This window comes from Marinomonas spartinae (genome assembly GCF_016461715.1).
GTDB lineage: Bacteria > Pseudomonadota > Gammaproteobacteria > Pseudomonadales > Marinomonadaceae > Marinomonas > Marinomonas spartinae_A.
Map to the genome: position 1 here is coordinate 104,139 of NZ_JAEMUI010000008.1, position 26,011 is coordinate 130,149.

General features: G+C 47.6%; 25 protein-coding genes. 16 read left to right on the forward strand and 9 right to left on the reverse strand.

Annotated elements, in window-relative coordinates:
* The first annotated feature begins 106 nt into the window (after positions 1-106).
* A complete protein-coding gene (locus tag JHD45_RS09690) occupies positions 107-1,039 on the forward strand; it encodes a LysR family transcriptional regulator (protein WP_199476313.1) in 933 nt (310 codons plus the stop codon).
* An 84-nt stretch (positions 1,040-1,123) separates the two neighbouring features.
* A complete protein-coding gene (rlmF, locus tag JHD45_RS09695; protein WP_199476314.1) occupies positions 1,124-2,110 on the forward strand; it encodes a 23S rRNA (adenine(1618)-N(6))-methyltransferase RlmF in 987 nt (328 codons plus the stop codon).
* A gap of 30 nt (positions 2,111-2,140) precedes the next feature.
* Here rlmF and JHD45_RS09700 read toward each other — a convergent pair whose 3' ends face one another.
* Entirely contained in the window at positions 2,141-3,058 is a 918-nt protein-coding gene (locus tag JHD45_RS09700) for a pseudouridine-5'-phosphate glycosidase (RefSeq protein ID WP_199476315.1), read from the reverse strand.
* Entirely contained in the window at positions 3,055-4,131 is a 1,077-nt protein-coding gene (locus tag JHD45_RS09705) for a PfkB family carbohydrate kinase (protein WP_199476316.1), read from the reverse strand. Before JHD45_RS09705 ends, JHD45_RS09700 begins: the two co-directional genes overlap by 4 nt.
* Before the next feature lie 236 nt (positions 4,132-4,367).
* Here JHD45_RS09705 and JHD45_RS09710 point away from each other — a divergent pair, with 236 nt between their 5' ends.
* Positions 4,368-5,087, forward strand: coding sequence for a 1-acylglycerol-3-phosphate O-acyltransferase (locus JHD45_RS09710; RefSeq protein WP_199476317.1), 720 nt, complete (start codon positions 4,368-4,370; stop codon positions 5,085-5,087).
* On the opposite strand, the gene JHD45_RS09715 is transcribed toward JHD45_RS09710, so the two are convergent.
* Genes JHD45_RS09715 through JHD45_RS09730 form a run of 4 tightly spaced genes read right to left on the reverse strand, consistent with a single transcriptional unit; the run spans position 5,084 to position 9,632 of the window.
* Complete coding sequence (locus JHD45_RS09715) at positions 5,084-6,445, reverse strand: DUF3482 domain-containing protein (protein ID WP_199476318.1); 1,362 nt, start codon at positions 6,443-6,445, stop codon at positions 5,084-5,086. The two genes, JHD45_RS09710 and JHD45_RS09715, sit on opposite strands and share 4 nt — an antisense overlap.
* 2 nt (positions 6,446-6,447) lie before the next feature.
* On the reverse strand, positions 6,448-7,857 hold the full coding sequence (locus JHD45_RS09720; RefSeq protein ID WP_199476319.1) for a DUF2868 domain-containing protein: 1,410 nt from the start codon (positions 7,855-7,857) through the stop codon (positions 6,448-6,450).
* On the reverse strand, positions 7,858-9,111 hold the full coding sequence (codA, locus tag JHD45_RS09725) for a cytosine deaminase (RefSeq protein ID WP_199476320.1): 1,254 nt from the start codon (positions 9,109-9,111) through the stop codon (positions 7,858-7,860).
* A 44-nt stretch (positions 9,112-9,155) separates the two neighbouring features.
* Complete coding sequence (locus tag JHD45_RS09730; RefSeq protein ID WP_067018787.1) at positions 9,156-9,632, reverse strand: Lrp/AsnC family transcriptional regulator; 477 nt, start codon at positions 9,630-9,632, stop codon at positions 9,156-9,158.
* Positions 9,633-9,768: 136 nt separating this feature from the next.
* On the opposite strand from JHD45_RS09730, the gene JHD45_RS09735 reads away from it, so the two are divergent.
* Positions 9,769-10,728: a DMT family transporter gene (locus tag JHD45_RS09735; RefSeq protein ID WP_199476321.1), complete on the forward strand. Its 960-nt coding sequence runs from the start codon at positions 9,769-9,771 to the stop codon at positions 10,726-10,728.
* A 263-nt stretch (positions 10,729-10,991) separates the two neighbouring features.
* A complete protein-coding gene (locus JHD45_RS09740; protein WP_233407740.1) occupies positions 10,992-12,605 on the forward strand; it encodes a methyl-accepting chemotaxis protein in 1,614 nt (537 codons plus the stop codon).
* 90 nt (positions 12,606-12,695) lie between these two features.
* Here JHD45_RS09740 and ettA read toward each other — a convergent pair whose 3' ends face one another.
* The 3 genes from ettA to JHD45_RS09755 form a co-directional block, all read right to left on the reverse strand.
* Positions 12,696-14,357 carry an energy-dependent translational throttle protein EttA gene (gene ettA / locus JHD45_RS09745; RefSeq protein WP_199476322.1) on the reverse strand — a complete coding sequence of 554 codons (1,662 nt, stop codon included), beginning with the start codon at positions 14,355-14,357 and terminating at the stop codon, positions 12,696-12,698.
* Between the two features lie 174 nt (positions 14,358-14,531).
* Positions 14,532-15,446: a DMT family transporter gene (locus JHD45_RS09750; RefSeq protein ID WP_199476323.1), complete on the reverse strand. Its 915-nt coding sequence runs from the start codon at positions 15,444-15,446 to the stop codon at positions 14,532-14,534.
* Between the two features lie 60 nt (positions 15,447-15,506).
* Positions 15,507-15,689, reverse strand: a complete 183-nt coding sequence (locus JHD45_RS09755) for a hypothetical protein (protein WP_199476324.1) — start codon at positions 15,687-15,689, stop codon at positions 15,507-15,509.
* 23 nt (positions 15,690-15,712) lie between these two features.
* Between JHD45_RS09755 and nrdR the strand changes: the two genes are divergently transcribed.
* The 11 genes from nrdR (at position 15,713) to JHD45_RS09810 (ending at position 25,993) form a co-directional block, all read left to right on the forward strand.
* On the forward strand, positions 15,713-16,207 hold the full coding sequence (gene nrdR / locus JHD45_RS09760; protein ID WP_199476325.1) for a transcriptional regulator NrdR: 495 nt from the start codon (positions 15,713-15,715) through the stop codon (positions 16,205-16,207).
* Positions 16,208-16,210: 3 nt separating this feature from the next.
* Positions 16,211-17,398 carry a bifunctional diaminohydroxyphosphoribosylaminopyrimidine deaminase/5-amino-6-(5-phosphoribosylamino)uracil reductase RibD gene (gene ribD, locus JHD45_RS09765; RefSeq protein WP_199476326.1) on the forward strand — a complete coding sequence of 396 codons (1,188 nt, stop codon included), beginning with the start codon at positions 16,211-16,213 and terminating at the stop codon, positions 17,396-17,398.
* Positions 17,399-17,446: 48 nt separating this feature from the next.
* Positions 17,447-18,589, forward strand: coding sequence for a bifunctional 3,4-dihydroxy-2-butanone-4-phosphate synthase/GTP cyclohydrolase II (ribBA, locus tag JHD45_RS09770; protein ID WP_199476327.1), 1,143 nt, complete (start codon positions 17,447-17,449; stop codon positions 18,587-18,589).
* Positions 18,590-18,602: 13 nt separating this feature from the next.
* Positions 18,603-19,079: a 6,7-dimethyl-8-ribityllumazine synthase gene (gene ribE, locus JHD45_RS09775; RefSeq protein WP_067020242.1), complete on the forward strand. Its 477-nt coding sequence runs from the start codon at positions 18,603-18,605 to the stop codon at positions 19,077-19,079.
* Positions 19,080-19,087: 8 nt separating this feature from the next.
* On the forward strand, positions 19,088-19,594 hold the full coding sequence (gene nusB, locus JHD45_RS09780) for a transcription antitermination factor NusB (RefSeq protein WP_199476328.1): 507 nt from the start codon (positions 19,088-19,090) through the stop codon (positions 19,592-19,594).
* 224 nt (positions 19,595-19,818) lie between these two features.
* Positions 19,819-20,376, forward strand: a complete 558-nt coding sequence (locus tag JHD45_RS09785; protein WP_199476329.1) for a heme NO-binding domain-containing protein — start codon at positions 19,819-19,821, stop codon at positions 20,374-20,376.
* A 17-nt stretch (positions 20,377-20,393) separates the two neighbouring features.
* Entirely contained in the window at positions 20,394-21,896 is a 1,503-nt protein-coding gene (locus JHD45_RS09790; RefSeq protein ID WP_199476330.1) for a sensor histidine kinase, read from the forward strand.
* 8 nt (positions 21,897-21,904) lie between these two features.
* Positions 21,905-23,257, forward strand: a complete 1,353-nt coding sequence (locus JHD45_RS09795) for an HD domain-containing phosphohydrolase (protein WP_199476331.1) — start codon at positions 21,905-21,907, stop codon at positions 23,255-23,257.
* A 297-nt stretch (positions 23,258-23,554) separates the two neighbouring features.
* The gene (thiL, locus tag JHD45_RS09800) at positions 23,555-24,505 is read left to right on the forward strand and encodes a thiamine-phosphate kinase (RefSeq protein WP_199476332.1); all 951 of its coding nucleotides are present in this window, start codon (positions 23,555-23,557) and stop codon (positions 24,503-24,505) included.
* Between the two features lie 62 nt (positions 24,506-24,567).
* Complete coding sequence (locus JHD45_RS09805; RefSeq protein WP_199476333.1) at positions 24,568-25,050, forward strand: phosphatidylglycerophosphatase A; 483 nt, start codon at positions 24,568-24,570, stop codon at positions 25,048-25,050.
* 127 nt (positions 25,051-25,177) lie between these two features.
* The gene (locus JHD45_RS09810) at positions 25,178-25,993 is read left to right on the forward strand and encodes a hypothetical protein (protein WP_199476334.1); all 816 of its coding nucleotides are present in this window, start codon (positions 25,178-25,180) and stop codon (positions 25,991-25,993) included.
* Positions 25,994-26,011 lie beyond the last annotated feature (18 nt).

Sequence of the window (26,011 nt, forward strand, 5' to 3'; positions counted from 1 at the left end):
TGGCGAAGTGTCAGCAATGTTCTTTTATCGCCATCATGGCTTTGTTTATCGATGAAATCCAATGCATAATTGGGCTAACTATTATGCATAAATCGGGTTTTACTCAATGCTCTCGAACGCCTTACAACAACTGGACTTAAAAACACTGACAGGGCTGTTGTATTTGTTGGAGGAGCGGCATGTTGGTCGAGCCGCCACACGACTTAATTTGAGTCAATCGGCGATGAGTCGCTTATTGAACCGTTTACGGGAGGCGTTTGATGATCCTTTGTTTATTCGTACCGCTCAAGCCATGGTGCCCACCGCTAAAGCGATGACCTTGGAAGCGCCGATCAGGCAAATGCTACAAAAAATAGCCAGCTTAGACGAAAGCGGTGCGTTTTCCCCCCATACTAGTGAACGAGTGTTTCGTCTGCAAACCACCCATTATCAAGCGCAAGCTTATGTTCCCGCGATTGCTGAGCGCTTTTATCAAGCTGCGCCTCATGCCATATTAGAAACCAGCACTCTCACAGAGGCGAGTTTATTAAGCCAAGCACAAACTCGCGTGGACGTGGTGTTGTGCAGTGAATATGTGCAAGTGCCGACTTACTTTGAAACCAAGCTACTGGGTTATGAAACGTTTCGTTGTTTGATGGCGAAAGATCATCCATTGGCGATACAGGACTGCATTAGCATGGACGATTATTTGGCCTATTCACATGTACTGGTCACCATGGGAGGTTCTGGATGGGTAATCAGTGACAGTGTGTTAGGGGAGCGTGCTCAAGAACGACGTTTTGCTTTGCGTACGCCTTATTTTCTTGCCGCATTAGAAGCCGTTGGTAGGACGCAGCTTCTGATGAGTACCAGTGGTCTGTTGCCCGAGCGTTTTCGAGAACAGTTTGGCTTGGTTATGAAGCCTTTGCCCGTTGCGTTTCCCGATATTCGCTATTTTATTGGTTGGTCAAAATTTGTCTCTCAAGATCCTGCGGCCACTTGGTTTCGCCAGCTGGTGAGGGAGGTGGCAACCAGCTTGATTCCTTACCCTGAATTGTAAGAGGTGAGAGGGATTTAAGGCCGCCTTTCCCTGTACGGGGCAATTTCGGGTATACTGATTCTTTGTTCCAGTATTGACGGTATTATGGCGTTTTCGAAAAACAAATCTTTATCGGGTAAACGTTCGAATAAGTTAGAACTGCACCCTCGCAATCCTCATCAGGCGCGTTATAACTTTGCGTTACTTGCTGACTCGTGCCCTGAGTTAGCTCCCTTTGTTCGACTGAATCAATACGGCAATGAGTCCATCGATTTTGCCAATCCCGAAGCAGTAAAAATGCTTAATCGCGCCTTGTTGAATCACTTTTATGGAGTGTCGTTCTGGGATATCCCACCAGGGTATCTTTGTCCGCCAATTCCCGGGCGGGCAGATTATATTCATTATCTGGCGGATTTACTGGCAGCAAGCAATAACGGTGTGGTACCACGAGGCAAAGGCGTTAAGGTATTGGATGTGGGGGTGGGCGCCAATTGTGTGTACCCCATTATTGGTCACCAAGAATACGGCTGGCAATTTGTCGGCTCCGATGTGAACCCTGTGGCCGTTGCCACCTCGGAAACCATCGTAAAATCCAACTCTTGTCTAAAAGGCGTGGTCAGCATCCGTCAGCAATCCCAGCCAAGTAAATTATTTGATGGTATTTGGCACGACGAAGAGCGCTTTGATCTTGTGCTTTGTAATCCGCCATTTCATACCAGCGAGTCGGCTATGGCTGGGGAAACTAAACGCAAATGGCGTGGTGTGAAAGGTGAAGCACCCAAAACAGAAAAGCCTGTGTTGAATTTTGGTGGCACGGCGGCTGAATTATGGTGTGAAGGCGGTGAGGCGGGTTTTGTCTCGCGCATGGTCAAAGAAAGTGTGCAATACGCTGATCGCTGTTTTTGGTTTACCTCCTTGGTAGCACGGCAGAGTCATCTAGAGTCAATTTATCGAGTATTAAAAGACGTTGGCGCGACCCAAGTGCGCACCATTAAAATGGCACAGGGTCAAAAAGTCAGTCGGTTTGTCGCCTGGAGCTTTTTGGATGGGAGTCAAATGGCGTATTGGCAAGACAATTACTGGAAAAGCTAATGGTCTTGCCGAGTCGATAAATGGGAGTGTTTAGTGACAAGCGCAAAGGTGTTTGGCAATCTGAGTGGCCAGTTGCGCGTTATTAAACACAAGGCGAATATTACTTGCTAAACTGTTGCCACCGGTTAACTCCGCCACCCGCGCTAATAAAAAAGGTGTGGAATCCTTGCCAGAAATCCCTTGTTCGTCGAGCTCGCTCAGAGCCTGATTAACGGCCTTGTCTATGGTGGCTTTGTCCATGGCGAATTCTTCTGGAATCGGGTTGGCAATCACCGCCCCACCATGTAGATTCATGCTCCATTTTGCCTGTAGGAATTCCCCAATGCTTTCCGGTGTAGGCATCGTAAAGTCGACGGTTTGATCGCTTTCGCGCGTGTAAAACGCAGGTAAGGACTTGGTTTGATAACCCAATACGGGCACCCCGTGCGTTTCCAAATATTCCCGCGTTAACGCCAGATCCAAAATGGATTTGGCGCCCGCGCATACTACAGCTACATTGGTTTGCGCCAGTTCTTGCAAGTCAGCGGAAATATCGAAAGTTTGCTGGGCACCGCGATGCACCCCCCCAATGCCACCCGTTGCAAACACCTTAATGCCCGCCATGGCGGCGATAATCATGGTGGCAGCGACGGTGGTGGCGCCATGTTGTTTCGTGGCGACCACATAAGGCAGATCGCGGCGCGAGCATTTGGTCACCGATAACCCCGCTTGGCCTAATACATCAATTTCTGCTTCGCTTAACCCCGCCTTTAAACGGCCATCAATAATCGCAATGGTGGCGGGAACGGCGCCGTTGTCGCGAATGATTTGCTCCACTTGTTTCGCCGTTTGGGCGTTCTCAGGCCATGGCATGCCATGGGAGATAATGGTACTTTCCAAAGCCACGACAGGCAGATTATTGGCGAGTGCGTGAGCCACTTCAGGGCTGATGTCTAAATACGTATTCATCGTGCTTTAATCCATTCTTGTATGTTATGTGGGGTAAAGTTGGGGTGGTTGGCGTGTTGGGATTCCAGTGTCATGCCCGCACAGGCAAGGCTGAATTCCAGCTGCTGTTGGCGTGGCCAACTCTGGCTTTGGGCGTACATAAAACCCGCTAGCAAGGCATCACCGGCGCCTGTATCGCTAATAGGTGACGCGCTGTAGCAAGGTACCAAAAGACTCTGCTCGTCATCTTGATAGAGCAGTCCCTGGCTGCCTAAGCTCAGTAACACCGCGCTGACTCCTTTGGCTTGCAGCGCTTGCGCAAGTCGTTGAGGATTGTCTTCTGTGCTGCCCAAAAGGGCACGGGCTTCGTCTTGATTGACCTTGAGCAAGTCGAGTTTTGGTAGCACAGATCGGAGCCGTGGCGCTTTGGTAGCGGATACCGCATCGGCAACCCAAAAGGCTTGAAAGTCTTGTTTACTGAACCAGTCTATGGCATTACAGCTTAAATTAGCTTCGATCAGAATGTATTGGGAAGCGTGAAAAAGCGGGGATTTGCTGCTGAGTAACGGTTCGTCGAGGGCATCGATAATATGCATATCGGCGATGGCGGCAACCAATTGTCCTTGGTGATCATTCACGGCCAAATAGGTGCTGGTGGGATAATCGGGGTGACGAATCACATGTTGAGTATTGACGCCAGCAAGCCGTGTTTGTTCCAGCATCCAATCTCCAGAGGCATCTAAGCCAGCGATGGACACGAGGGAGGCATTGAGTCCAAGCCTTGCCAAGTTTTCTGCAATATTGCGACCCACACCACCAGGACTTTGCGCCACATTTCCTGGGTTGGAGTCGTGTGGTAGGAGTGTTGCCGAGCTTTTGCCATGAATGTCCAAATTACTGCCGCCGACAACCACGATGTTGTCTTGCTCAGGCACTATGTAGCCTTTCCCCAAAATGAGTCCTTGTCGAGTCAGACGCATAATGTGGCCAGCAATGGACTCTCGGCTCATGCCAAGCATATCAGCGAGTTGTTGCTGGGACGCCATGGGGTGGCGCTTTACGGCATCAAAAACACGAGATTCTATTTCGGTCATAGAGGTACCAATAACTTATGTTATACAAATAAACATAAGTTAATTATTCTCTTTAGGTCAAGCAAAAAGAATAAAAAATAACCCGTTTTATGATAGCGGAAGGGGTTTTGTTGTGGCTGAAAGGTGTCCATAGCGGATAGAAACCTGTCCGAGTTATCCATTGACTTGGGTTGCTTTCAAACGCTTACAGGATAAAATCAGGTGCATTATTATTTTAGGGTAAGGTAAACGTTATTATGTTGTTTCTAATACGGATATTTTTATTATGCTGGCTAATTATTGGGGTGACGCTGGGCGGTATTATTATGTGCCTGTGTACCTTAACGTCAAAAGATAGGGTGTACCGTTTAGGTAAGGTATTCTCTAAAGTGGCGGCCTTGTTTGGCTTATCCGTAGAAGGGCGAGTGGCACCAGAAGCTGAAGTGGTTCCACAAGCTGTGTATGTCGCTAATCACCAGAATAACTTCGACCTGTTTACTGCCGCAGTAGTTTTTCCTAGAGGAACGGTAACGGTAGGGAAAACTAGCCTGCGTTGGATTCCTTTCTTTGGAGCCTTGTATTGGGCGAGTGGCAATATTCTTATCAACCGTAATAACAGCAAAAAAGCCATCAAAACAATTGATCAAGTGGTGGCCAGTATGAAATCGACTGGACTGTCTATCTGGATGTTTCCGGAAGGTTCCCGTAGCCGAGGCCGAGGCTGGTTGCCTTTTAAACGCGGCGCTTTTCATGCGGCGGTTCAAGCGGGGGTTCCTATTATTCCCGTGGTGTGCAGTAATACCCATGAGCAAGTGAAACTAAACCGCTGGCATAATGGGAAAGTGATTGTTGAGATGCTGCCACCTATCAGCACGGCGGGGTTAAAGGAAACCGACGTGGTGAAACTCATGAAGCAATGTGAGTCACAAATGCATGAAACCAAAGCGCGATTGGACGAGGAGCTCGCCAAGCGTTAGTGGTTTTTTGCTATCTCTAGAAGCTGTTCCGTCATGGCGGCTTTGAGAGCGTGATTCGCTGGTAAGCTTTGTGTCGCCCATTCTGGATGTTGACGCGCTTTTTTCCACAGCGGTTTTATTGTGTTAATAATGGTTTTGTTGGTGTCGTTATCGTCTTGTTTATTGAGCGTAAAGGCGTGCTGTGAGGCATGGCCCCGTTGGTCTAAATGAGCAATCAAGGCTAGGCCGCGTAAACACAATAGGTTCAATGTGGCACTGTCCGCACACAAATAATGGCGCTTGGTAAACTTGCTTTTCAGTGTGTCTTTATAGTGTCGTCCCGTTTGCCATGAGGCACCAAGGATCGCCCCTAAGGAAGTGGCGGCACCAAGAGATAATCCGCCAGTCATCACATCCACCCCTGCGCCAATGGCGGCGCCTGTCATGGCGCTAGCCCCCGTGCTCACGCCCCATGCTTTGAGTGTATCGAGCGCAAAGATATCCTGCTGCCACTGCCCACTTTGTACAGAAAATGCTGCTGGCATGACATCCTCTTCACGAAACTCATAGAGAGTTAATAATGAATGGATAAATTGACTTTCTAGTTGGCGAATCTGTTGTTCAAAGGCCGCTGCATCGTCTGGCGCGGGCGGGTATCGGTCGCATATTCTGCGGCTACTGGCGGCCTGAATCAGTAAGTCGGCAAGATTATCGATGGCGAAGGCTTTACGTGAACGTGCGGCCTCTTCTCGGCTGATGAGCAGTGTTTCTATGTCATCATAGTGGTCTGGCATCAAGCTTTGCAAACTCTGATAAAGGCGTTTTTCGTCTTCAAAATAAAAGGCGACAGAATCGTAACGCACGACCGCATGAAGATGGCGCTCCGCTAATACCTGTCGCCATGACGCTAAGTGCACACTGTCGGAGGCGCTAAAGTTTAAAATGGGCACAATGGGTTTACTGGCGCTGGCGAGTAGGGTGAGTTCGTCAAGATATTTCCCCAGCGGTGCTTGGCGAATGTCGATCACGTAGAGGATGATATCGCATTGGTTGAGCTGTTTAAGAATCTTAGCTTCTTGTTCGAAGTGGTCTTCTGCTAAATGACTTTGGCAGAAGGGGGCGATCCAACGGTTCCCTGGGTATTGATCAAAGGGAGGGTGTTGGCGGGCGTCCCATAAGCCAATCGAGTCTTCAAAGCCGGGCGTATCAATTAAGGTCAATAAGGTTTTGTTATTCACCTTAATGGCGACGCTTTCCACATGGCGAGTGGTGCCAGCTTGATTACTGATTTCGCCAAAGTTCTGTTGGCGTAACAAGGTTCGAATCAGCGAGGTTTTGCCGGTATTCGCATGACCAACGACTAACAGTGAAATCGACATGGCTATTCCTCCTCAGCGAAACGAAAGATAGAGTCAGGGTGAATGCCCGCTTCTAATCCGGTGCGTAACCAAGCGTCGACAAACAGTGACGTACTTTTCCCTTCGTCCCCTTCATCTGCGTGTTCGCGAATCACCAGAGACACGTTAGGGTGTGCACTGACCGCTTGAGAAAGAAAGCGTCGTGAGCCTCGGTCTGGGCTGTGTGTACCATCAACCAAAAGATAAAGCGGCTTGTGGTATGTGGCCTGTAAAAAGGCCTGTTGCTGCGTGGCATCGTTCAATACCATCTGTTCTTCCGCCCCATAGAGGCTTTCTGGGATGGCTTGGCTCCATTCAAAAAGGCCCCAAATTTGCCCAAGGGCATGGGCGTCTAATGGCTGAATGACCGGATTTTCAGAGTGGGTTGCCTTGTTTACTGAAGCAGGAGATGGAACCACTCTCTCTTTATCGACCACACGTGCTTCGCTTTGTTCTTTATAGCGTCGTTCAATGGCTTGTTCTTGGGTATTCTTAGGGAGCGTTAAGCGTTTTATTCGATACATAACAACACTTAAAATACTCAATAAAAGGCGAGGTAGAACACCATAAAGCATGATACTGGCAAGCAACAATGTCGCCCAATGCTGACGAGTGCTGGCGGTTTGCGACACCATGTCCACACGGCTGGCCAGTATGTCCAGTTGGTTGGGAACGCTAATGCCAAGCCAATGAGGTAGTGCACTCAGTTGCTGGGTGATCCAGAGAAATTGCTGGTCGCCTAATAAGGTCGTCTCCCAAACAAAATTGACTTGGTTAGTGAGCAGGAGCAGCAAGGTCATTAAAAAACCAGCCAGTAAATAGCTGAACCAAGCGGTGTGTGAAATGGCACTCAATAGCCATTTATTAGAATGAGCAGGGCACTGCCAATGCCAAAAAGCCGAACTGGCATCTGTGTTGATATTGGAGTGCTTGCTGATCTTATTATTAATGAAGATTAAGCTGGTCAGTAACACACCTTTTGACTGTCTGGTGTTATTGCCCAGCGCTAACATACCAATTAGCCAAATGATTAGGTTAAGACCATGAAACCCCAGCATCACGATCAATAACCAAAAGATATTCACCTTTCCAGAGGATGACACTGCGAAGGCTGGGGGGACGGCCAATAATCCCAAAAGAAACGTCACAGCGAACAGGAAATAAAGACCCAGTTTGAAATAGCGTTGTAGTTGTTCGCATTGTGCTAAGTAGCTTTTGGTCGGCTTCGTCTCTGCTTGTGCGTTCTTGCCAAAGGGACGAGCGCTTTTCGTTTGCGGATCATCCAGTTTGCTTAAGGCACCCTCAAGATTGGCTGCACGACTGGGTAAGCGAAAGTCGGTGTGACTTTCTAACCAAGCCGCGATAGACAGTTTTCCACGTGTAGACAAAGCCATTTACAAAGATACTCGTTGGATCACAGTTGACGGTTGTCGTTGCATCAAAATCTTACCGTGACGCATATTGAATAATACCTCTCCTTGATTGCGTAGGACGCTGTAATCGTCTTCCCCACTGAGTAAAATGCCGTTGGCAGGATGACCTTCTTTCACACCGTAATTTTTCAACTGCATCAGTTTAGCACTGTTGTCAGTAATAAAATCTAATGCATGAACGAAATCGTCATAGCCCATCATTTGGCAGATATGCAGTCCAAAATCCAAGGAGCGTAATAACTTGCCGTTACCCAGAGAATACCAAGGGTCGAAGATGGAATCCTGTGCGAAGCCCACATTCATGCCAGCGGCGGTAAGTTCTTTGACACGGGTTAAACCACGGCGTTTCGGGTAGGAATCAAAGCGGCCTTGCAAGTGGATGCTTTCCGTTGGACAGGAAACAAAGTGAATACCGGAATGTTTTAACAAGCGGAACAGTTTGGAGCAGTAGGCATTATCATAAGAATGCATGGCGGTAGTGTGGCTGGCCGTCACGCGGTCGCCTATGCCTGCTTGCATGGCTTCATGGGCTAAAAATTCTAGGAAACGCGAGTTTGGATCATCGATTTCATCACAATGCACATCCACCAAGCGGTCGTATTTGAGCGCGAGTTGAATCAGGGTTTTTACGGATTTTTCGCCCAGTTCGCGGGTGTATTCAAAATGCGGAATGCCACCAACCACATCCGCACCGATTTCCATGGCTTCTGTCATCAAGGCTTCACCATTGGGGTAGGAGTGAATGCCTTCCTGCGGAAACGCGACCACCTGAATATCGAGCACGTCTTTTAGCTCGTCACGCAGTTCGCATAGGGTGCCCATGGCAACCAAAGAGGGATCCGTGGTGTCGATATGAGTGCGAATATGCTGCACACCATTGTCAATCAGCATGGCTAAGGTGTCTTTCACGCGGCGACGGATGTCGTCAGGGCTTAGCATGGGTTTACGTTGCGACCAACGTTCGATGCCCTCGAACAAGGTGCCGCTGCGGTTCCATTCTGGTTCCCCCGCCGTCAGAGCGGCATCGAGATGGATATGGGGCTCAACAAAAGGCGCACAAAACAGCTTACCTTGGGCATCAATATCATCGCCAGCAGTGGAGGCGTCTAAAACGACGGGCTGGTCTTGTTGTTGAATTGAAGCAAACAGACCGTTTTCAACTGTGATGGTATAAAGTGCTGTTTGCTGTCTTAAGCGTGCGTTGATGATCTTCACTTTCCACTCTCCTACTGCGTTGTTCTATTAGTAACCCTAGTCGCCTAGGCTTTTGTTTTACCTGATGCTTTTGCTAAAGGCAAAGGGGCGGCTGTTTTTACTGAGCGAATGGCAAAATGACTTTGAATGTCTTTTACATGGGGTAACGATTGCAATGCTTTTAAAATGCGCTCGTAATCTTGTAAATCCACCGCCACCACTTCCAAACGATAATCTGCTATACCAGACACTAAATGTGCGCTGATAATGTCGTCCATTGCTAAAATCGCGTTTTCAAAGGCAATGTGTTTGTCGTCCGCATGGCTTTTTAAGCGTACTTCGACAAATACCGTCATGGAAAAGCCCGCTTTCTGCCGATCAATGCGAGCATGGTAGCCCTTGATGACACCGGCGTCTTCTAGTTGCTTTACACGGCGCAAACAAGGGGAGGGGGAAAGATGAATTTCCTCAGCCAACGCCACGTTGGTTAGCCGTCCATCGGATTGCAGATGAGAGAGTATTTCTAAGTCAGTTTTATCCATTTTGGCACACTTAGTATTTTATCTATTAGATATAGGCATCTTATGCTAAAAATATTACTTTTTGGAGTGTGAATAGCAAGGACATGCTCCCCCATCTAGCTTGATAATAGGCTAAATATTGTTTAGCGAGGTGGATATGTCTCAGGTCGTCACACACAGCACGTCATCAAATGTGGCTCAAGAGCCACCCAAATACAAACAATACGCCACAGGGTGGGGTTTTCGCTTTGGGTTGGTCGCCGCCTTGGTGTGCATCATGATTTGGGCATCGTGGCTTGTCAGTATGCGCGCAGGCATGACCAATTCATTAACAGTATTTGATTTGGGCATTCTGCGTTTCTCGCCGCCTGCATTATTATTGTTCCCTTTTCTCTGGCGCGCTCGGGCACAAGTCAAAGCCGTACCGCCTATTTTGCTTTTGGGCATTATCTGCGGTGCGGGTCTGCCATTTTTCTACTTAAGTGCAACCGGTCTGCGCTATGCCCCCGCCTCCCATGCGGGCTTGTTAATCTTGGGGGCTTATCCCTTTTTTGTGACCTTATTGGCGGTGCTGTTCTATCAAGAAACCGTGAGCCGAGCCCGAAAAATCGGTTTGAGCTTTGTGTGTACGGGTGTGGTTCTTTTGCTCGTTTTGTCGTTATTAACCGCCCCTGCGGGCACGTGGAAAGGGGATTTACTTCTATTGGGCGCCAGTGTTTTTTGGGCCATTTATACCGTTAGTCTGCGTATTGCTGGCTTGCCACCGCTAGTGTCTACGGCTCTGATGGGGCTATCTTCAACCGTTATTCTGCTCTTTATATGGGGAACAGGGTTGGTTTCCTGCCATTTGGCGGATGCGTCGTGGGATATGTTGGCGGGTCAACTGGTTGTGCAAAGTCTATTGGTGGGGTTATTAACTGGCTTCACCTATGGTTACGCCATCCATAAATTGGGGGCGGAAAACATGGCGGCCATCGGCGCTTTTACCCCTGTCCTCGCGGCACTGATTGCCATCCCTGTGCTGGGTGAACACCTAGAAGGCTACTCCGTCGTTGGTCTGGTGCTGGTCAGTATTGGTGTCATTATTGCCAGTGGCATCGTTAAGCGCTCTCGCTGATCCACTTCGGTGTAACGGTTCCCTTAGGTGGTCATACGACATTTATATCAAGTAGTTAACCAAGCGTTTTTATGTCCAAAAAGATCGATAAAGCGTGATTCATAGCGTGCTTTAGTGAGTAAATGTTGTCGTGCTAGGTAGATATGTGTCTTATTGTTTCGGGTGATTGAAGTGTCGACCCTCATCGATCAGTATGTAGGAATAATCTTACAAGAGATAAGGTAAAATTCATCTACTCACTGAGTCGTTTTTTAGAGGGGCTTATGATGCGGTTCAATTCCATTAGAGTGAAAAGTTCGCTGCCTGTTTTGGTTACCACGGTTACGTTTATCATCGCTTTATCTTCCTTGCTGTATGTGCTTGATAAGAATGAAGCGGCCTTAACGGTGCAAACGGAACGTTATTTTAAAGCATCCTCAGTGGTGCTTAATGCTGACCGGGATCTCTACCAAGCCGAACTTGCTCAGCAACGCTTGATTGATGGTGTGGGGAATGACGGTGATAAAAAAGATCGCACTGACAATATTCAGCAAGTGAAAGATCGCTTTGCAGCTTTCCTTAAATACGTTGCCAATGAACCTGCTATAGCGTCGCAGTTTAGTGATTTTGATAACGCCATGGCGACATGGTTAGCTTCCTCCGAAGCGGCATTAAAGGCATCTGGCACCGACGCAAATTTCGCAGTGCTAGCCAAGCAAGAGGTGGCTAATTTCTCCGCTTTGCGCTCCATTTTGAATAAAGCGGGAGAAGTGGTTGAGCAGCGTTCAGAGGAGGCTCGCGCCGAACTGTTAGCGGAAAATGCGCGTTTTGAAAAGATTGCCCTTTCCATTGTGATTTTAGGTCTACTTGTTGCTATGTGGTTTAGCTACCGTATGCCTAAAGTATTGACTGGGCAGGTACGCTACATTGGAACACGTATCCGTGAGATTTCCGAAGGCGATGGTGATTTAACACAGCGTATTGCGTTTTCAACAAACGATGAGTTAGGCGATTTAGCGCATGAATTTAATGGTTTTGTAGAGAAACTAAGAGGCATCATTAGTAGTATCCATAATCAGTCGAGTGCACTGGGGAAAATGACCGAGAATCTGAATGGCGTGGCGAATGAAACAGGTTGTATTACCTCAGCCCTTGCTAATGCCTCAGAATCCATTGTCAGCGCGGGTCACCAAATGGATATGTCGAATCAACAGATGGCAAGCGTCGCAAGCAGTACATCCGCCGAATCGCAAAACTCCAATGCGCTTGCGCAAAATGGCTTATCTGCGGTTCAGCGTTCGCAAAATGCCGTCTCCGAATTGGTATCGGATATTGAAAATGCCTTAGGCCGCTCGGCGGAATTGCAAAAAAGCTCAGAGGACATTGCGTCGGTGCTGGAGGTGATTCGCAATATCGCAGAGCAAACCAACTTATTGGCATTGAACGCCGCCATTGAGGCGGCGCGTGCAGGGGAACAAGGTCGTGGCTTTGCCGTGGTGGCAGACGAAGTGCGTACCCTTGCCACGCGAACTCAAGACAGTACAGATGAAATTGAAACCATGATTGAAAAGCTTAAAAACAACGTGGCCGAATCGTCCAAAGCCATCCAAAATAGCCGTGATAATGCGGGTACCACGGCCAATAACTTTGGCGAGGTAACGGAAATTTTTTACTCATTACAAGAGTCTTTCGGTAAGGTGCAAGATATGGCCGCTCAAACAGCGCAAGCGACCCAAGAACAAACCGACGTAGCGAACGAGATCAACCGCAATATGTCATCGCTTAAAGACCAGACACAATCGGTTCAATCTGTGTCTGATATGATCCAAAAACAAGCACACCAGATTTCTGAACTCTATGAAGAGCTAGATCGCCAAGTGGGTAGCTTTAAAGTGTAGCGTTCTCTATCGACTAATACATAGTAAAGCCGCTTACCTTTCGATAAGCGGTTTTTTCATTTCTGTACCAACCAATTCTATTAAATAGAATTATGCATCAATACGTTTGTATTTAATACGAGTAGGCGTTGCGTCTTTACCGGTACGAGACTTGTAGTCGGCTTCGTATTCTTGGTAGTTCCCTTCGAAGAAGACGGCTTTGGAGTCGCCTTCGTAGGCCAAGATGTGGGTTGCCACACGGTCTAGGAACCAACGGTCGTGGGAAATCACAATGGCAGAGCCTGGGAAGGCGAGAAGTGCGTCTTCCAGTGCACGTAAGGTTTCGACATCAAGGTCGTTGGTCGGTTCGTCCAATAGCAAGACGTTGCCACCTTCTTTCAAAAGTTTGGCAAGGTGCAAACGGTTACGCTCACCACCGGATAGGTGTTTGACCAGTTTTTGTTGGTCAGAGCCTTTGAAGTTGAAGCGGCCGATATAAGCGCGGGAAGGTACTTTCCAGCCGTTTACTGTGATCATGTCTTGGCCATCGGCAATTTCTTCGAAAACCGTTTTTTCGCCGTCCAGTTCACGCATTTGATCAACGTAAGCGAGTTGAACGGTTTCCCCAATGGTCACGGTACCCGAGTCGGGTTGTTCAAGACCAGCAATCATTTTGAACAGTGTGGATTTACCCGCACCGTTACCACCGATCACACCGACGATCGCCCCTGGGGGTACGACCATATTAAAGTCTTCCACTAAAACGCGGCCATCGAATCCTTTAGAAACGTTCTCGATTTCGATGACTTTGTTACCTAGGCGTGGGCCAGGTGGAATGTACAATTCGTTGGTTTCGTTACGTTCTTGGAATTCTTTCGAGTTCATTTCTTCGAAACGGGCCAGACGGGCTTTGGATTTGGACTGACGACCTTTGGCGTTTTGTCGAACCCACTCAAGCTCAGATTTGATGGCTTTTTGGTGAGATGCTTGTTGTTTTGCTTCGGTTTGTAGTCGAGCGTCTTTTTGTTCCAACCAAGAAGAATAGTTGCCTTCGTATGGAATACCGTGGCCACGGTCAAGCTCAAGAATCCAGCCTGCTGCGTTATCAAGGAAGTAGCGGTCGTGGGTGATGGCGACCACGGTGCCTGGGTAATCTTTCAAGAAACGCTCTAGCCAAGCAACGGACTCGGCGTCCAAGTGGTTGGTTGGCTCGTCGAGCAGGATCATGTCAGGTTTGTCTAGAAGCAGACGACATAGGGCGACACGGCGACGCTCACCCCCTGATAGATGCTCAACGTTGGCATCCCAAGGTGGCAGACGCAGGGCATCGGCGGCGACTTCTAACGCACGGTCTAGGTTGTGACCATCTTTTGCTGTGATCAGGTTTTCAAGTTCGGCTTGTTCAGCGGCCAGCGCGTCAAAGTCCGCATCCGGATCTGCATACGCTGCGTACACTTCATCGAGACGAACAAGGGCATTTTTTACGTCGGCAACGGATTCTTCCACAATGCCACGCACATCTTTTGATGGATCCAGTTCAGGTTCTTGTGGCAAGTAACCCACTTTTAATCCTGGCATGGGACGGGCTTCACCATTGTATTCCTGATCAACCCCCGCCATGATGCGCAGAAGCGTCGATTTACCCGAGCCGTTAAGACCCAAGACGCCGATTTTTGCGCCGGGGAAGAAAGAGAGGGAAATGTCTTTGAGAATTTCGCGTTTAGGGGGAACAACTTTCCCTACGCGGTTCATGCTGTAAACAAACTGAGCCATAAGCGAGTAGTTTCCTGATAAATGGTTTGATAGCTAGTGTAATAAACTGACTGTCTGAATAAAATGCCCATAGAGCGATTTTGTTACGCTCGATTTGTAAGGAGTCTTAATGTAATAAAGTGTGCTAAGAATAGCACATTCCCTGTTAATTCAGAATAACACTCCCCGTCTGCCTTATTGGCCGCTGAGCACAATTAAAGCAGCACCAATCACGACCAAAATCGCCCCTATCCAAGCGCCGAACGCTGGACGTTGTTTGGTGGTGATCCAAAGCCCAGGCAAAATCAACACGGGGACAATGGCGGATAATGTCGTGACGATGCCAACATTGGCGTGACCAACGCCCCATACTAAGACGCTCATACCTATAACCATACCGACGGTTGCCAAGGCGGTAATGCCCATAAAATCTGAGCGAGTTAATTCGGAAAAAGGTAGGCTACTGGCAGGTCTTCTATGACGGTAGTAAAGGCCATAAGCCAGCAGTAAAGCGATGGCGCCAGCACTGACTCGTACCGTCGATACGGCGATGGGGTCGGCACCATCCAGCAAGGCGGGCTTACTTAACAGAGCCCCACAGGCTTGGCCTAGTGCGCCACCTAGAGCGAAGAGGACGCCAGTACTGAGTTTGCCTTTGGTTTGCTCCCATTCGTGCAGTTGTTCACGCCTTTTGCCGAATAGAATCGCGATAATGACGCCGCTGAATACCAGGCCACAGGCCAACAATTGGGTCAGTGAGAGGGCTTCGTTGAGAAAAAGCCAACTGAGGAAAATCGACATAGGGGCGTTGGTGGCAAATAAGACACCTGTTCGACGCGGCCCCAGACGGTGAACGGCCGTAAATAGCATGGTATCCCCGAGGAAAATACCTAGCAGCCCAGACAGAATGACTAACGGCGCGTGTTGCCATAAAGACGTATCAAAACGCTGGCCGAGTAGGCTAATCAGGATCAGAAGGCTACTGGCAATGGTAATGCGTGTTGTGTTGAAACGCATGGTTCCGAAGCGATGTATGAGTCTTGGTGCCATCAAACTTGAAACGGTCCAGCACAGCGCTGCAACAAAACCTGATAATTCTGCAAAAGGCATGGTACTTCCTTATGAGTGACTGGATGCTCGTTCGAACAAAAGCCGATCTTTGTTAATGGCTTACAATAAAACCGACTTCCTGTTAATAAGGCTGACATCATGGCGAACGTTGTCACGGCCTATGCCATGATATAAATCACCGTCTGGTACGATGGCCAAGTGTTGATTGGTAGCTATATTAAGGTGAGATTGGTATGATTCCGAGTATAAAATAGAGCCGTTTAATTGGTTTGTAAACTTCATTTTTTACTCATTTTGGAACCGTCATGCGATGCCCATTTTGTGGAATGCAAGATACCAAAGTTCTTGACTCCCGCCTAGTATCTGAAGGAGCGCAAGTGCGCCGTCGTCGCACCTGTAGTCATTGTCAGGAGCGTTTCACCACATTTGAAGTGGCAGAGCTCCAAATGCCTAAACTGATTAAAAGTGATGGTAGCCGTGAGCCTTTTGATGAGGATAAGCTGCGTAGTGGCATTCTTAAAGCGATAGAGAAGCGCCCTGTGAGCAGTGAATCGATTGAAACGGCGATCGCACGGATTAAAGAAAAAATGCAAGCAACGGGTGAGCGCGAATTGCCGTCCCGTTGGACGGGGGAGGCGGTTATGGAAGAGCTGCAGCGTCTGGATCAAGTGGCGTATGTGCGGTTTGCTTCTGTCTATCGAAGTTTTAAAGACATTAGTGAGTTTCGTGACGCCATTGATCATCTTGAAAACCGTCGAGACAGTGTGTCATTAGCGGATGTCAAACAAGAAGGGAAATAAGTTATGACTCAGAATCATGAGTACTGGATGGCGAAAGCCATTAAACTGGCTCAAAAAGGTCTCTATTCTACCCATCCCAATCCTCGTGTTGGCTGTGTCATCGTAAAAGATGGAGAACTACTCGGTCAGGGTTATCATGTTCGCGCGGGGGAAGGTCATGCTGAGGTGAATGCCTTAGCCGATGCGAAGAGCCGAGGGAATTACGATTTCACGGGGGCCACAGCCTATGTGACGCTTGAGCCTTGTAGTCACCACGGAAAAACGCCACCTTGTGCCGACGCATTAATTAAAGTGGGCATCGCTTGTCTGGTTTATGGGATGCAGGATCCTAACCCAGAAGTCGCCGGAAATGGTTTGAAGCGTATTGCCAAAGCCGATATTGAGGTGGTGGGCCCGGTCTTAAAAGCGCAATGTGAAGCGCTAAATCCTGGTTTTATCAAGCGTATGCGTGAAGGGCTGCCCTTTATTCGGGTGAAGCTTGCCATCAGTGTGGATGGGCGTACAGCAATGGAGTCCGGCGAAAGCCAATGGATTACGGGGCCAGATGCGCGCCAAGATGTACAACGCTTAAGGGCTCAAAGCGATGCGATTGTGACGGGGATCGGCTCTGTCTTGGCGGATAATCCAAGTATGACAGTGCGCATTGATAATAATGACCAACCCGTCGACGCTACAACAGTGCGTCAACCCTTACGCGTGGTGATGGATACGGCTTTATCTATTTTACCGGATGCGAAGGTTCTTTTTCCCACCCAGCAATCCTGTGTGTTTTGCGTGGAAGAGGAAATAGAATCCGAGCACTTGGATCTCTTACAAGAGCGGGGTGTGACGGTGCGCTTTGCGAATCGTGGCGAGGATGGTCGATTGGATTTATTGACCACTATGGAACAATTGGCCGATGATGGCATTAACGAGGTATTGGTAGAAACTGGAGCAGAGCTTGCAGGGGGCTTTTTACAAGCTGGCTTGGTCGATGAAATTGTCGTGTATATGGCGCCTAAACTACTTGGCTCAACGGCACGACCGATGTTCCAATTGCCTTTAGACACCATGGAGGAAGCCGTGGATCTGGAACTTAAATCGGTACATCAAATTGGTCAGGATTTACGTTTGGTCTATGTACCTCTATACCTTGAGTACGATGAAGACTTGTTGGACGTTGATGAATGGGGCGTGGCACAAGACGCTTAGTTGACGAATCAACGATAGCTTGTCCTAACAATAAGAAGTGAGATTACGATGGCGTTAAACAGTGTAGAAGAAATTTTAGCCGATATCCGTCAAGGTAAAATGGTTATCTTGATGGATGACGAGGATCGAGAAAACGAAGGGGACATAATCGTCGCTGCCGAGTGCATCACGCCAGAGATTATCAACTTTATGGCTGTGCATGCTCGTGGCTTGATTTGCCTAACGTTAACGCCTGAGCGTTGTAAGCAACTCAATCTCCCTTTAATGGTTAATGACAATGGCACGGTGTATTCCACCAACTTCACTCTATCTATCGAAGCCGCTGAAGGGGTGACCACTGGTATCTCGGCGGCTGATCGTGCCTTGACCGTGAAACGTGCGGTGATGGCGAATGCCAAACCTTCTGATATCGTGCAGCCAGGTCATGTTTTCCCTTTGATGGCCCGTGCTGGTGGGGTATTAAGTCGAGCCGGTCATACTGAAGCTGGGTGTGATTTAGCGCGTATGGCGGGTTACGAAGGGGCCTCTGTGATTGTGGAAGTCATTAATGACGATGGCACCATGGCAAGAAGACCAGATTTAGAAAAGTTTGCCGAGAAACATGGCTTAAAAATTGGTACAATCGCCGACCTGATTCATTATCGCACGTTAAATGAGACCACCGTAGAACGTGAAAGCGAGAGCGTGGTACAAACCGAAGCGGGCGAGTTCAACTTAATTACTTATCGCGATACGGTTCAGGGGCTTTCTCACCTTGCGTTTGTGAAGGGGGATATTGCTGCGGATGAGCCGACGTTGGTGCGTGTGCATGTGGCGGATCCGGCACGTGATTTTGCTGGCATTATCGGTGAGTCGGAAGAGCCGCGTTGGTCCATGAGTAAAGCGTTGGATTATATCGGACAAGCGGGCAAAGGCGTGGTTGTCTTAGTGGACACCCATGATAAACCGATGGATTTAGCGAGCAGCTTTGCCACGTCGATTCATCCACCAGCAGGTAAAGGACCAGATCAGAGTGGCTCCGGTACGTATTTGACGGTAGGGACTGGATCACAAATTTTGCGCGACCTTGGCATTCGTAAAATGCGCTTACTAAGCTCGCCTAAAAAGTTCTCCGTGACAGGGTTTGACCTTGAAGCAGTAGAGTTTATTCCTTATGCGGGGGCGCCTGACGCAACCGTTAAGCAAGATTAGAAGAGAGGTTGTCATGAAGGATATTACGACTTACGAAGGACATTTTTCTGCACCTGGTGCGAAATTTGCGCTCGTGGTTGGCCGTTTTAACAGCTATGTTGTTGAAAGTTTGTTAGATGGCGCGGTTGATACTTTGATTCGTCATGGTATTCGCAAAGAAGATTTGACGATTGTACGTGCCCCTGGTGCCTTTGAAATTCCGGTGATCGTTAAGAAAGTGGCAGATCAAGGTAAGTACGATGGCATCATTGCATTGGGTGCGGTCATTCGAGGTGGCACGCCACATTTTGAATATGTGGCAGGTGAATGTGTGAGTGGCCTGAGTCACGTTGCATTACAATATGGTATTCCGGTGTCGTTTGGTGTGTTAACCGTCGACACCATTGAGCAGGCGATTGAGCGTGCGGGCACGAAAGCGGGCAACAAAGGAGCAGAAGCGGCAATCTCTGCCCTTGAGACCGTGGCTGTCCTACGTAGTCTGGATAACTGAGGCAAAAAATGAGCGAAGTGGAAACAACCAACGACCAAAACCCGGCACCGAAACGTAAGGATAAAAAACCTTCACGTTCTCAGATGCGCAGCGCGTCTCGTGGTTTGGCATTACAAGCGGTCTATCAATGGCAGATGAATCAATCTTCTGTTAGTGAGATCGAAACGCAATTCACCTTAGATCAAGACATGAGCGCTTGTGACAAGTTGTATTTTCGTGAATTATTGCAGGGCGTCACCAGCCGTGCAAAAAAACTGGATGGTTTGTTCGAAGAGTTACTGGATCGTCCTTTGAGCGAACTTGATCCCATTGAATTGGCCGTATTGCGCCTTGGTGCGTTTGAATTGTCTGAGCGTTTGGATGTTCCCTACCGCGTTGCGATCAACGAAGGCGTGGAATTGGCGAAAAGCTTTGGTGCCACGGAAAGCCATAAATACGTTAATGGTATTTTGGATAAGCTGGCTCAGCGTCTCCGTCGTGAAGAAATTGCCGCTCGCCGACAGGCCAATAAGTAATCAATAAACGGTGAGCCAATGCTCACCGAAAGTATGATTAACTGATAGTTTAAAACCCCATTATTCGTTAGTGAATAATGGGGTTTTTTATGTCAGCTGTTCGTCCTTTCTCTAACCCTTTCAAGTTAAACAAAATATTACGTATCAACACCAAAACCCCATAAGCATTCCGCCAGCTTTTGACTAACCTGAAAAGAGAGTAGGCGATCAAAGTGAGAAAGCGTATGAGAGGAAGCGTTTTTACTAACTTCCAAGAAATGGTGGAAGAGCAATTTGGGATGGCATGCTGGGAAACCTTGCTGGCAAATTGTGATTTACCCAGTGGTGGTATTTATACCGTATCTGAAAACTATGATGACCAAGAAATTATATCTCTGGTGGTTGCTTTGTCGGATGAGACCAATATCCCGGTGAATCAATTAGTCGAAGCGTTTGGCCGTTATTTGTATAAAGGTTTAATACACAGTTTACCACCCTCTATGAGGGATTATCCTGACCTTTGGACGCTATTAGAGGCGGTGGATTCTGTGATTCATGTGGAAGTGCATAAGCTCTATCCCGATGCGGTGACGCCTAAGTTGGTGGTCCAGGAAAAGTTTGATTCAGGGGTGAAGTTGTATTATCAATCGCCTCGTAAGATGTGTTTATTAGCCATCGGCCTAGTGCATCAGGCGGCGGAAAGTTTTGGTATGTCGGTTTCCATAACACATGAATGTTGTATGCACGAAGGGGCAGATCACTGTCTATTACTGGTCGAGAAAGAACAGGTCAAGCAAGACTGAGCTGTCAGGGGGCGATCATGGATTATGAAGCAGCTTTTTTACGTGAACGCACTGCTCGAAAAAGAGCCGAGAGCATTCTCGAGGAGAAAAGTCGAGAGCTGCACTTACTGAATCAAACGCTGAATGACAATGTGGAATCCTTGGAGTTGGCTCTGCGGGAAAATAAGTTTCTTATGCACATTGGCCGTTATGGGCTCGAAAAACCCCGATTACGGGACTTTTTACCAACCATAGTGAAGGATATGCTGCGCTTGAGTGACGTGCCGTTTGCTGTGTATTTCCATTTCCCCTTTGATTCCAGTCAAGCGGATTATCGTTCCGATTTACTGCGTAATGAAAAAAACTTAAACACGGGGACGGCCTCTATTGCTCGTTCCGACTTAGATTTATTGGCCTGTGAGATTGAGGAGAAGGTTAGAGAAACAAGAAGAACCCATTTCCAAACGGTAGCTGTGACGATTGATAACGTCACCATAGATACAGTGGTGGCTCTGCCCATTATCAGCTTGGACTATCTTGGCGGCATCATTATTTTGTTTAGCCAAGGGTTAACATCAAGGCAGCAAAAAGAAATCGACATGTTTCGAGCGGGTATGAAACAGCTGGCGATTATGATGGAACACCGTTATCAAGAAGATAAATTATTGGCGAGTTATAAAGACATTAAAGTCGCTAATGAAGCGCTAAAAGAGACTCAGAAAAAGTTAGTTCAATCGGAAAAAATGGCCACTGTGGGTCAGTTATCAGCGGGCATTGCACACGAAATTAATAATCCGATGGGATTTATTAAAAGCAATATGGGGACCTTAAGTGGGTATGTTGATGATTTTGTCGAGTATGTGATGGCGTCAAAGTCATTGGTGGATCAGGCCTTATTACGAGATGACTCGCTAAGTGAATCGGCCAAGGCGCTAGAGACCTTATGGCAAAATGTGGATATGGCGTTTTTATTAGAGGACAGTAAGAGTTTGCTCGACGAATCGCAACACGGTGTCAAAAGGATTCTGGATATTGTGGGCGGGTTAAAGCGTTTTTCGCGTCAATCAGACCATCAAAAAGAGCAGTGCAATATTGTTAGTATCATTGATGAAGCCTTAAACATGGCTCATAACGAACTCAAATATAAGGGAAAAGTCATCAAACAAATAGAAACCGTACAACCTGTGATGGGCAAAAGTGGCGAATTGTTACAAGTGTTTTTAAACTTGTTTGTGAACGCTTCCCATGCGATGAATGAGCAGGGGAAGTTGACGGTGAGTGTTGAGGATAAAGAGAACGGCGTACAAATTAACGTCGCCGATAATGGCAGTGGTATTGATCCCAAACATCTAGATTCTATTTTTAACCCTTTCTTTACAACGAAAGAAGTGGGGGTTGGGACAGGATTGGGCTTGTCCATTTCTTATGGAATCGTTGAAGAACACAATGGCACGATTGACGTGACGAGTGAATTAGGTGTGGGCACGGTGTTTAGCATTTGGTTGCCTTACCCTGATAGCAGTACAGCGACTTCTGAATAAGGAGAGTGATGATGACAAAGGTAGTGATTGATCAGACTCATGTGGTAGAGACTCCCAGCATATTGCTTGTCGATGATGAGGCGAATGTGCTGTCATCCCTGCGTCGGCTCTTCCGTAAACTAAATTGCACCATTTATATTGCCAATAGCGGTCAAGAAGGACTGGATACCCTCAAAGAGCACGCCATTGATGTGATCATTAGTGACGCGCGCATGCCCGAGATGACAGGTCCTGAGTTTCTGGCGATTGCCGCTGAAACCTATCCAGATACAACCCGTATTCTCCTCACAGGTTATGCCGATATGAGTGCGATTGTGGACGCAGTGAATCGAGGAAAAGTCTCCCATTACGTTGAAAAGCCTTGGGATGACGAGCGTTTAATTGCTTTAGTGGAAAGTGCGCTGACAAATACTCAATTAAAGAAACAAAATGCGCAATTACAACGTGTGGTACAAGAGCAAAACACGAAGCTTAAAGCGCTGAATGACTCCTTAGAAGCCACCGTGAAAGAGCGCTCCTCCAAAATTATTCAAATCAATGAAAACCTGAAAGAAAACTACCGTAATGTCATTGATTTGTTCGCTGGGTTGCTGGACATGCGTCAGCCTAAATCTGAGATACATGTGCCTGATATTGTGTCATTGGTCAGAGATATGGGGACTCGGTTGCAGATGACTGAGAAAGACGTGGATGTCCTGCAAGGTGCCGCCAAAATGCGCTATATCGGTCAGGTGTGTTTGTCCGATGAGATTCTGAAAATTCCATATGAAACGTTAACGCCGGAGCAAAAGGAGGAGTACGAACAATATCCCATGATGGGCAGTACCTTATTAACCTGTGTTCGACAATTATGGCCTATGGCAGAAGTTATCCTGCAGCACAAAGAATACTTAAATGGCAAAGGCTTCCCTAATGGCGACTGGGAAAAGTTTATCTCAAGGAAGGCGCAAGTATTAGCGGTGGCGAATGACTACATCGAACTGATGAATGGTCGGATGCTAGCAGAGCCTTTAACACATGTAGAAGCATTGCGTTATTTAAGTGCTCGAGTGGGGGACTATTACGCGGCAGATATTGTCGAAACCCTGAAGTCAGTGTTATCGACTTATCAATTAGAAGAGCCCATCAATGACCAGCGAATTTGGTCAAAACAGCTGGTACCTGGCATGGTGTTATCGAGAAACCTAGAAAACCATAAAGGCGCTTTTTTGCTGTCTAAAGGGCATGTACTCACTGCACACATCATCGAAAAACTGGTCGAGCTGGAGCAACAATCTAAGGCTGAGTTTAAGTTTTTTGTGATTGTTCCAGAGGGAGTGATCATTCCGGACGTAGGTAATCGTGAGATAAAATCAAAGTAATCAATGTATTAAAAACAATTATTTTTTAATACATTGATTATCTTTGAGCATTGATAAAAGTGGCACTTTGAGGGCTGTATTTCCAAAAAGACAGCATTCTCTGGGAGTGTGCTTTGGTGATAAGTTGCTTCAATAAACGTTCACGCCACAAAACAGGGCAGATAAGCCATTGAGCCATTTGCCCTGTTTTGTCTCTGACATCCATCCCACAATCTAGTATCCTTCTGCTTTCAAATTACACTTGCCAAACGTCAGGATGATGATCTGGTCGGTTATGTCAGTAATAAGGATAGGTTCTTGAAAGAATTCGAGTTGATCAAAAATATCTTCCAAGCCTCGATGATGGCGAATACGCGTGGTCGTGAGGATATTTTGCTGGGGATTGGGGACGATTGTGCTCAGGTACAGGTACCTGTTGGGCAGAGTTTGGTGTTTTCTATGGATACTTTGGTCGAGGGGCGGCATTTTCCCTTTGATGCGGATCCTGTGGATATTGGTTATCGAGCCGTGGCAACCTGTGTGAGCGATTTGGCAGCCATGGGGGCGAAGCCCGCTTTTTTTACCTTGGGGCTGACAATTCCGCAATCGGATCCCCAGTGGTTAGCTGGGTTAGCCCAAGGAATGGCGGAGTTGGCCGAACCGATAGGGCTGATTTTAGTGGGTGGAGACACCACTAAAGGACCGTTAACCCTTACTTTGCAAGTGCATGGGTATGTGGAGGCCGATCAAGTGCCATTGCGCGCTAATGCTAAAGTGGGTGATGATATTTATGTGACTGGCTTATTGGGGGACGCGGCAGCGGCAGTGCCAATCGTGACGGGGGAGCTGCTTGTGTCCAGTGAGCGATTTGATTATTTTTATGAGCGCTTTTGGCGACCTAAACCTCGCTTAATTGCTGGCATGGCGCTTAAACGTGTCGTGCATGCCATGATGGATATTTCCGATGGCTTAGCACAAGATATTCAGCATATTTTAATGGCTTCCAACGTGGGAGCTCAGTTGGAAGCAAACGCTTTGCCGATTTCGTCAGAGTTAGTGGCATGGCAACCTGAGTCGGCGTTATCATTAGCCTTAACGGGTGGTGATGATTATGAGCTGTGTTTTACCGCCCCATCAAGCGCTGCCCAAGACATTCAACTGATCATTCAAACGCTACATTTACCCTGTGTGAAAGTTGGGACTATTGTTGATTCTGGCTTTACTATTAACGGGTACGATGGCGACCTTCGTGGTTGGCAGCATTTTTAATAGGGTATTGGCGCGCGCCGTAGTCGTGCAACGATCTCGACGATAATTAACGGATATTATTCATGACACATCCTGTTCCTGCGTCGATTTGGCGTAATCCTATTCATTTTCTTGCCTTCGGCTTGGGGTCGGGGGCTGCGCCCAAAGCTCCTGGGACGTTTGGTACGGCGGCAGCCATTATTCCTTTCTTTTTTATCTGGCAGTATTTGTCGGATAGTCAATATTTGCTGATGTTGGTTGCGACTTCTTTGTTGGGTGTTTTTCTGTGCCATAAAACGGCGAAAGACTTAGGGGTGCATGATCATTCTGGTATTGTATGGGATGAGTTTGTTGGCTTTTGGATTACCATGTGGTTAGCGCCAACGGGCTGGCAGTATATTGCTGTGGGTTTTGTGTTATTCCGTTTATTTGATATTTTGAAACCTTGGCCGATTTCTTGGTTTGATAAAAATGTTCATGGTGGCTTTGGTATCATGATCGACGATATTCTCGCGGGAGTAGCGGCGTTTGCGGTGATGCAGTTATTGGGGCACTTTGTTTGGTAAATGCTCTTTGGTCGTCGGCTGTCAGGCAAAAGCATATAGATTGTCTTCATAAGAATATTGATTTGATGAGAGCATCCTTGTTTTTGAGGTGTGATCATTGTCTTTTTCGTAACAAATAAAGGGTGTTATGACGCAGGAATTGGATCATCAACAGGCTTTTCAGGTGCATTGCTTAGCCCAAATGGGGGTGATGACTTGGTTGCCAGATAACCAGGTGGTATCGGGAACGGTCTTTTATCCCGCTAATCCTTGGCCGATGGATCAAGCGTTTGAGCCAGTTGCTAAAACTCAAGTGATTGCGGATCAGATGCAAGGCTTTGGTGTGGTTGAAACAGCGCCGAAAGTGGTGGCGCCTGAAGCGAAAGAACAATCTGTTGCGAATTTGCGTGAGCAGCTTAATGCTGGCCCCGATATTATTGTAGAAGATCTGCAGCCAATCGAAGAATATGCCGTCGACATTGATCTCCCTGTAGAGGAAGAGGTGCCTGCCAAACGCAAGATCATGCGTCTTGAACTGCGTGCGTTTGCCTTGGCTAATCAGTTGCTTATTTTGACAGAGGTGCCAACGGCGTTCACTCAGCAGGAAGATATTGAACGTTTAGCGCTGAAAATGGGGCAAGCACTTTTAAAACAGCCGATTGAAGAGTGGTCGAGCAGTGCCTTATCTTGGCCAGGTGGTCTTAGAAATCCATACTTTGTGTCGCGTCAAGATTGGTTGCTGGGTGCGTTAGAGAGCTTTGTGCAGCGGGTTAGTAAGTCCTTCCCTTCACCGCCTAAAATGGTATTGGCTGGGGCTAGCATTGGCGAGCTATTTGATGAGCTATCAAGCGAGAGTCCATTAAACGCCTTCCCAGCCGCACGAATTGTTAGCTTACCTGAGCTATTTCGTATTCCTGAGTTGCGCAAAGAAGCATGGCAAATCATGCAGACAGCCCTTTTCTAATGGGTTATCTGTGCAACA

Excerpts from the sequence above, each read along its gene's own strand:
- nrdR (WP_199476325.1), top strand. The coding sequence starts at position 15,713 with ATGCGATGCCCATTTTGTGGAATGCAAGATACCAAAGTTCTTGACTCC.
- JHD45_RS09795 (WP_199476331.1), top strand. The coding sequence starts at position 21,905 with ATGATGACAAAGGTAGTGATTGATCAGACTCATGTGGTAGAGACTCCC.
- JHD45_RS09705 (WP_199476316.1), bottom strand. The coding sequence starts at position 4,131 with ATGACCGAAATAGAATCTCGTGTTTTTGATGCCGTAAAGCGCCACCCC.
- JHD45_RS09710 (WP_199476317.1), top strand. The coding sequence starts at position 4,368 with ATGTTGTTTCTAATACGGATATTTTTATTATGCTGGCTAATTATTGGG.
- nusB (WP_199476328.1), top strand. The coding sequence starts at position 19,088 with ATGAGCGAAGTGGAAACAACCAACGACCAAAACCCGGCACCGAAACGT.
- JHD45_RS09750 (WP_199476323.1), bottom strand. The coding sequence starts at position 15,446 with ATGCCTTTTGCAGAATTATCAGGTTTTGTTGCAGCGCTGTGCTGGACC.
- JHD45_RS09785 (WP_199476329.1), top strand. The coding sequence starts at position 19,819 with ATGAGAGGAAGCGTTTTTACTAACTTCCAAGAAATGGTGGAAGAGCAA.
- JHD45_RS09720 (WP_199476319.1), bottom strand. The coding sequence starts at position 7,857 with ATGGCTTTGTCTACACGTGGAAAACTGTCTATCGCGGCTTGGTTAGAA.
- JHD45_RS09735 (WP_199476321.1), top strand. The coding sequence starts at position 9,769 with ATGTCTCAGGTCGTCACACACAGCACGTCATCAAATGTGGCTCAAGAG.
- JHD45_RS09730 (WP_067018787.1), bottom strand. The coding sequence starts at position 9,632 with ATGGATAAAACTGACTTAGAAATACTCTCTCATCTGCAATCCGATGGA.
- JHD45_RS09740 (WP_233407740.1), top strand. The coding sequence starts at position 10,992 with ATGATGCGGTTCAATTCCATTAGAGTGAAAAGTTCGCTGCCTGTTTTG.
- JHD45_RS09715 (WP_199476318.1), bottom strand. The coding sequence starts at position 6,445 with ATGTCGATTTCACTGTTAGTCGTTGGTCATGCGAATACCGGCAAAACC.
- ribE (WP_067020242.1), top strand. The coding sequence starts at position 18,603 with ATGAAGGATATTACGACTTACGAAGGACATTTTTCTGCACCTGGTGCG.
- JHD45_RS09810 (WP_199476334.1), top strand. The coding sequence starts at position 25,178 with ATGACGCAGGAATTGGATCATCAACAGGCTTTTCAGGTGCATTGCTTA.
- JHD45_RS09700 (WP_199476315.1), bottom strand. The coding sequence starts at position 3,058 with ATGAATACGTATTTAGACATCAGCCCTGAAGTGGCTCACGCACTCGCC.
- JHD45_RS09755 (WP_199476324.1), bottom strand. The coding sequence starts at position 15,689 with ATGAAGTTTACAAACCAATTAAACGGCTCTATTTTATACTCGGAATCA.
- rlmF (WP_199476314.1), top strand. The coding sequence starts at position 1,124 with ATGGCGTTTTCGAAAAACAAATCTTTATCGGGTAAACGTTCGAATAAG.
- JHD45_RS09805 (WP_199476333.1), top strand. The coding sequence starts at position 24,568 with ATGACACATCCTGTTCCTGCGTCGATTTGGCGTAATCCTATTCATTTT.
- ribD (WP_199476326.1), top strand. The coding sequence starts at position 16,211 with ATGACTCAGAATCATGAGTACTGGATGGCGAAAGCCATTAAACTGGCT.
- JHD45_RS09690 (WP_199476313.1), top strand. The coding sequence starts at position 107 with ATGCTCTCGAACGCCTTACAACAACTGGACTTAAAAACACTGACAGGG.
- ettA (WP_199476322.1), bottom strand. The coding sequence starts at position 14,357 with ATGGCTCAGTTTGTTTACAGCATGAACCGCGTAGGGAAAGTTGTTCCC.
- ribBA (WP_199476327.1), top strand. The coding sequence starts at position 17,447 with ATGGCGTTAAACAGTGTAGAAGAAATTTTAGCCGATATCCGTCAAGGT.
- JHD45_RS09790 (WP_199476330.1), top strand. The coding sequence starts at position 20,394 with ATGGATTATGAAGCAGCTTTTTTACGTGAACGCACTGCTCGAAAAAGA.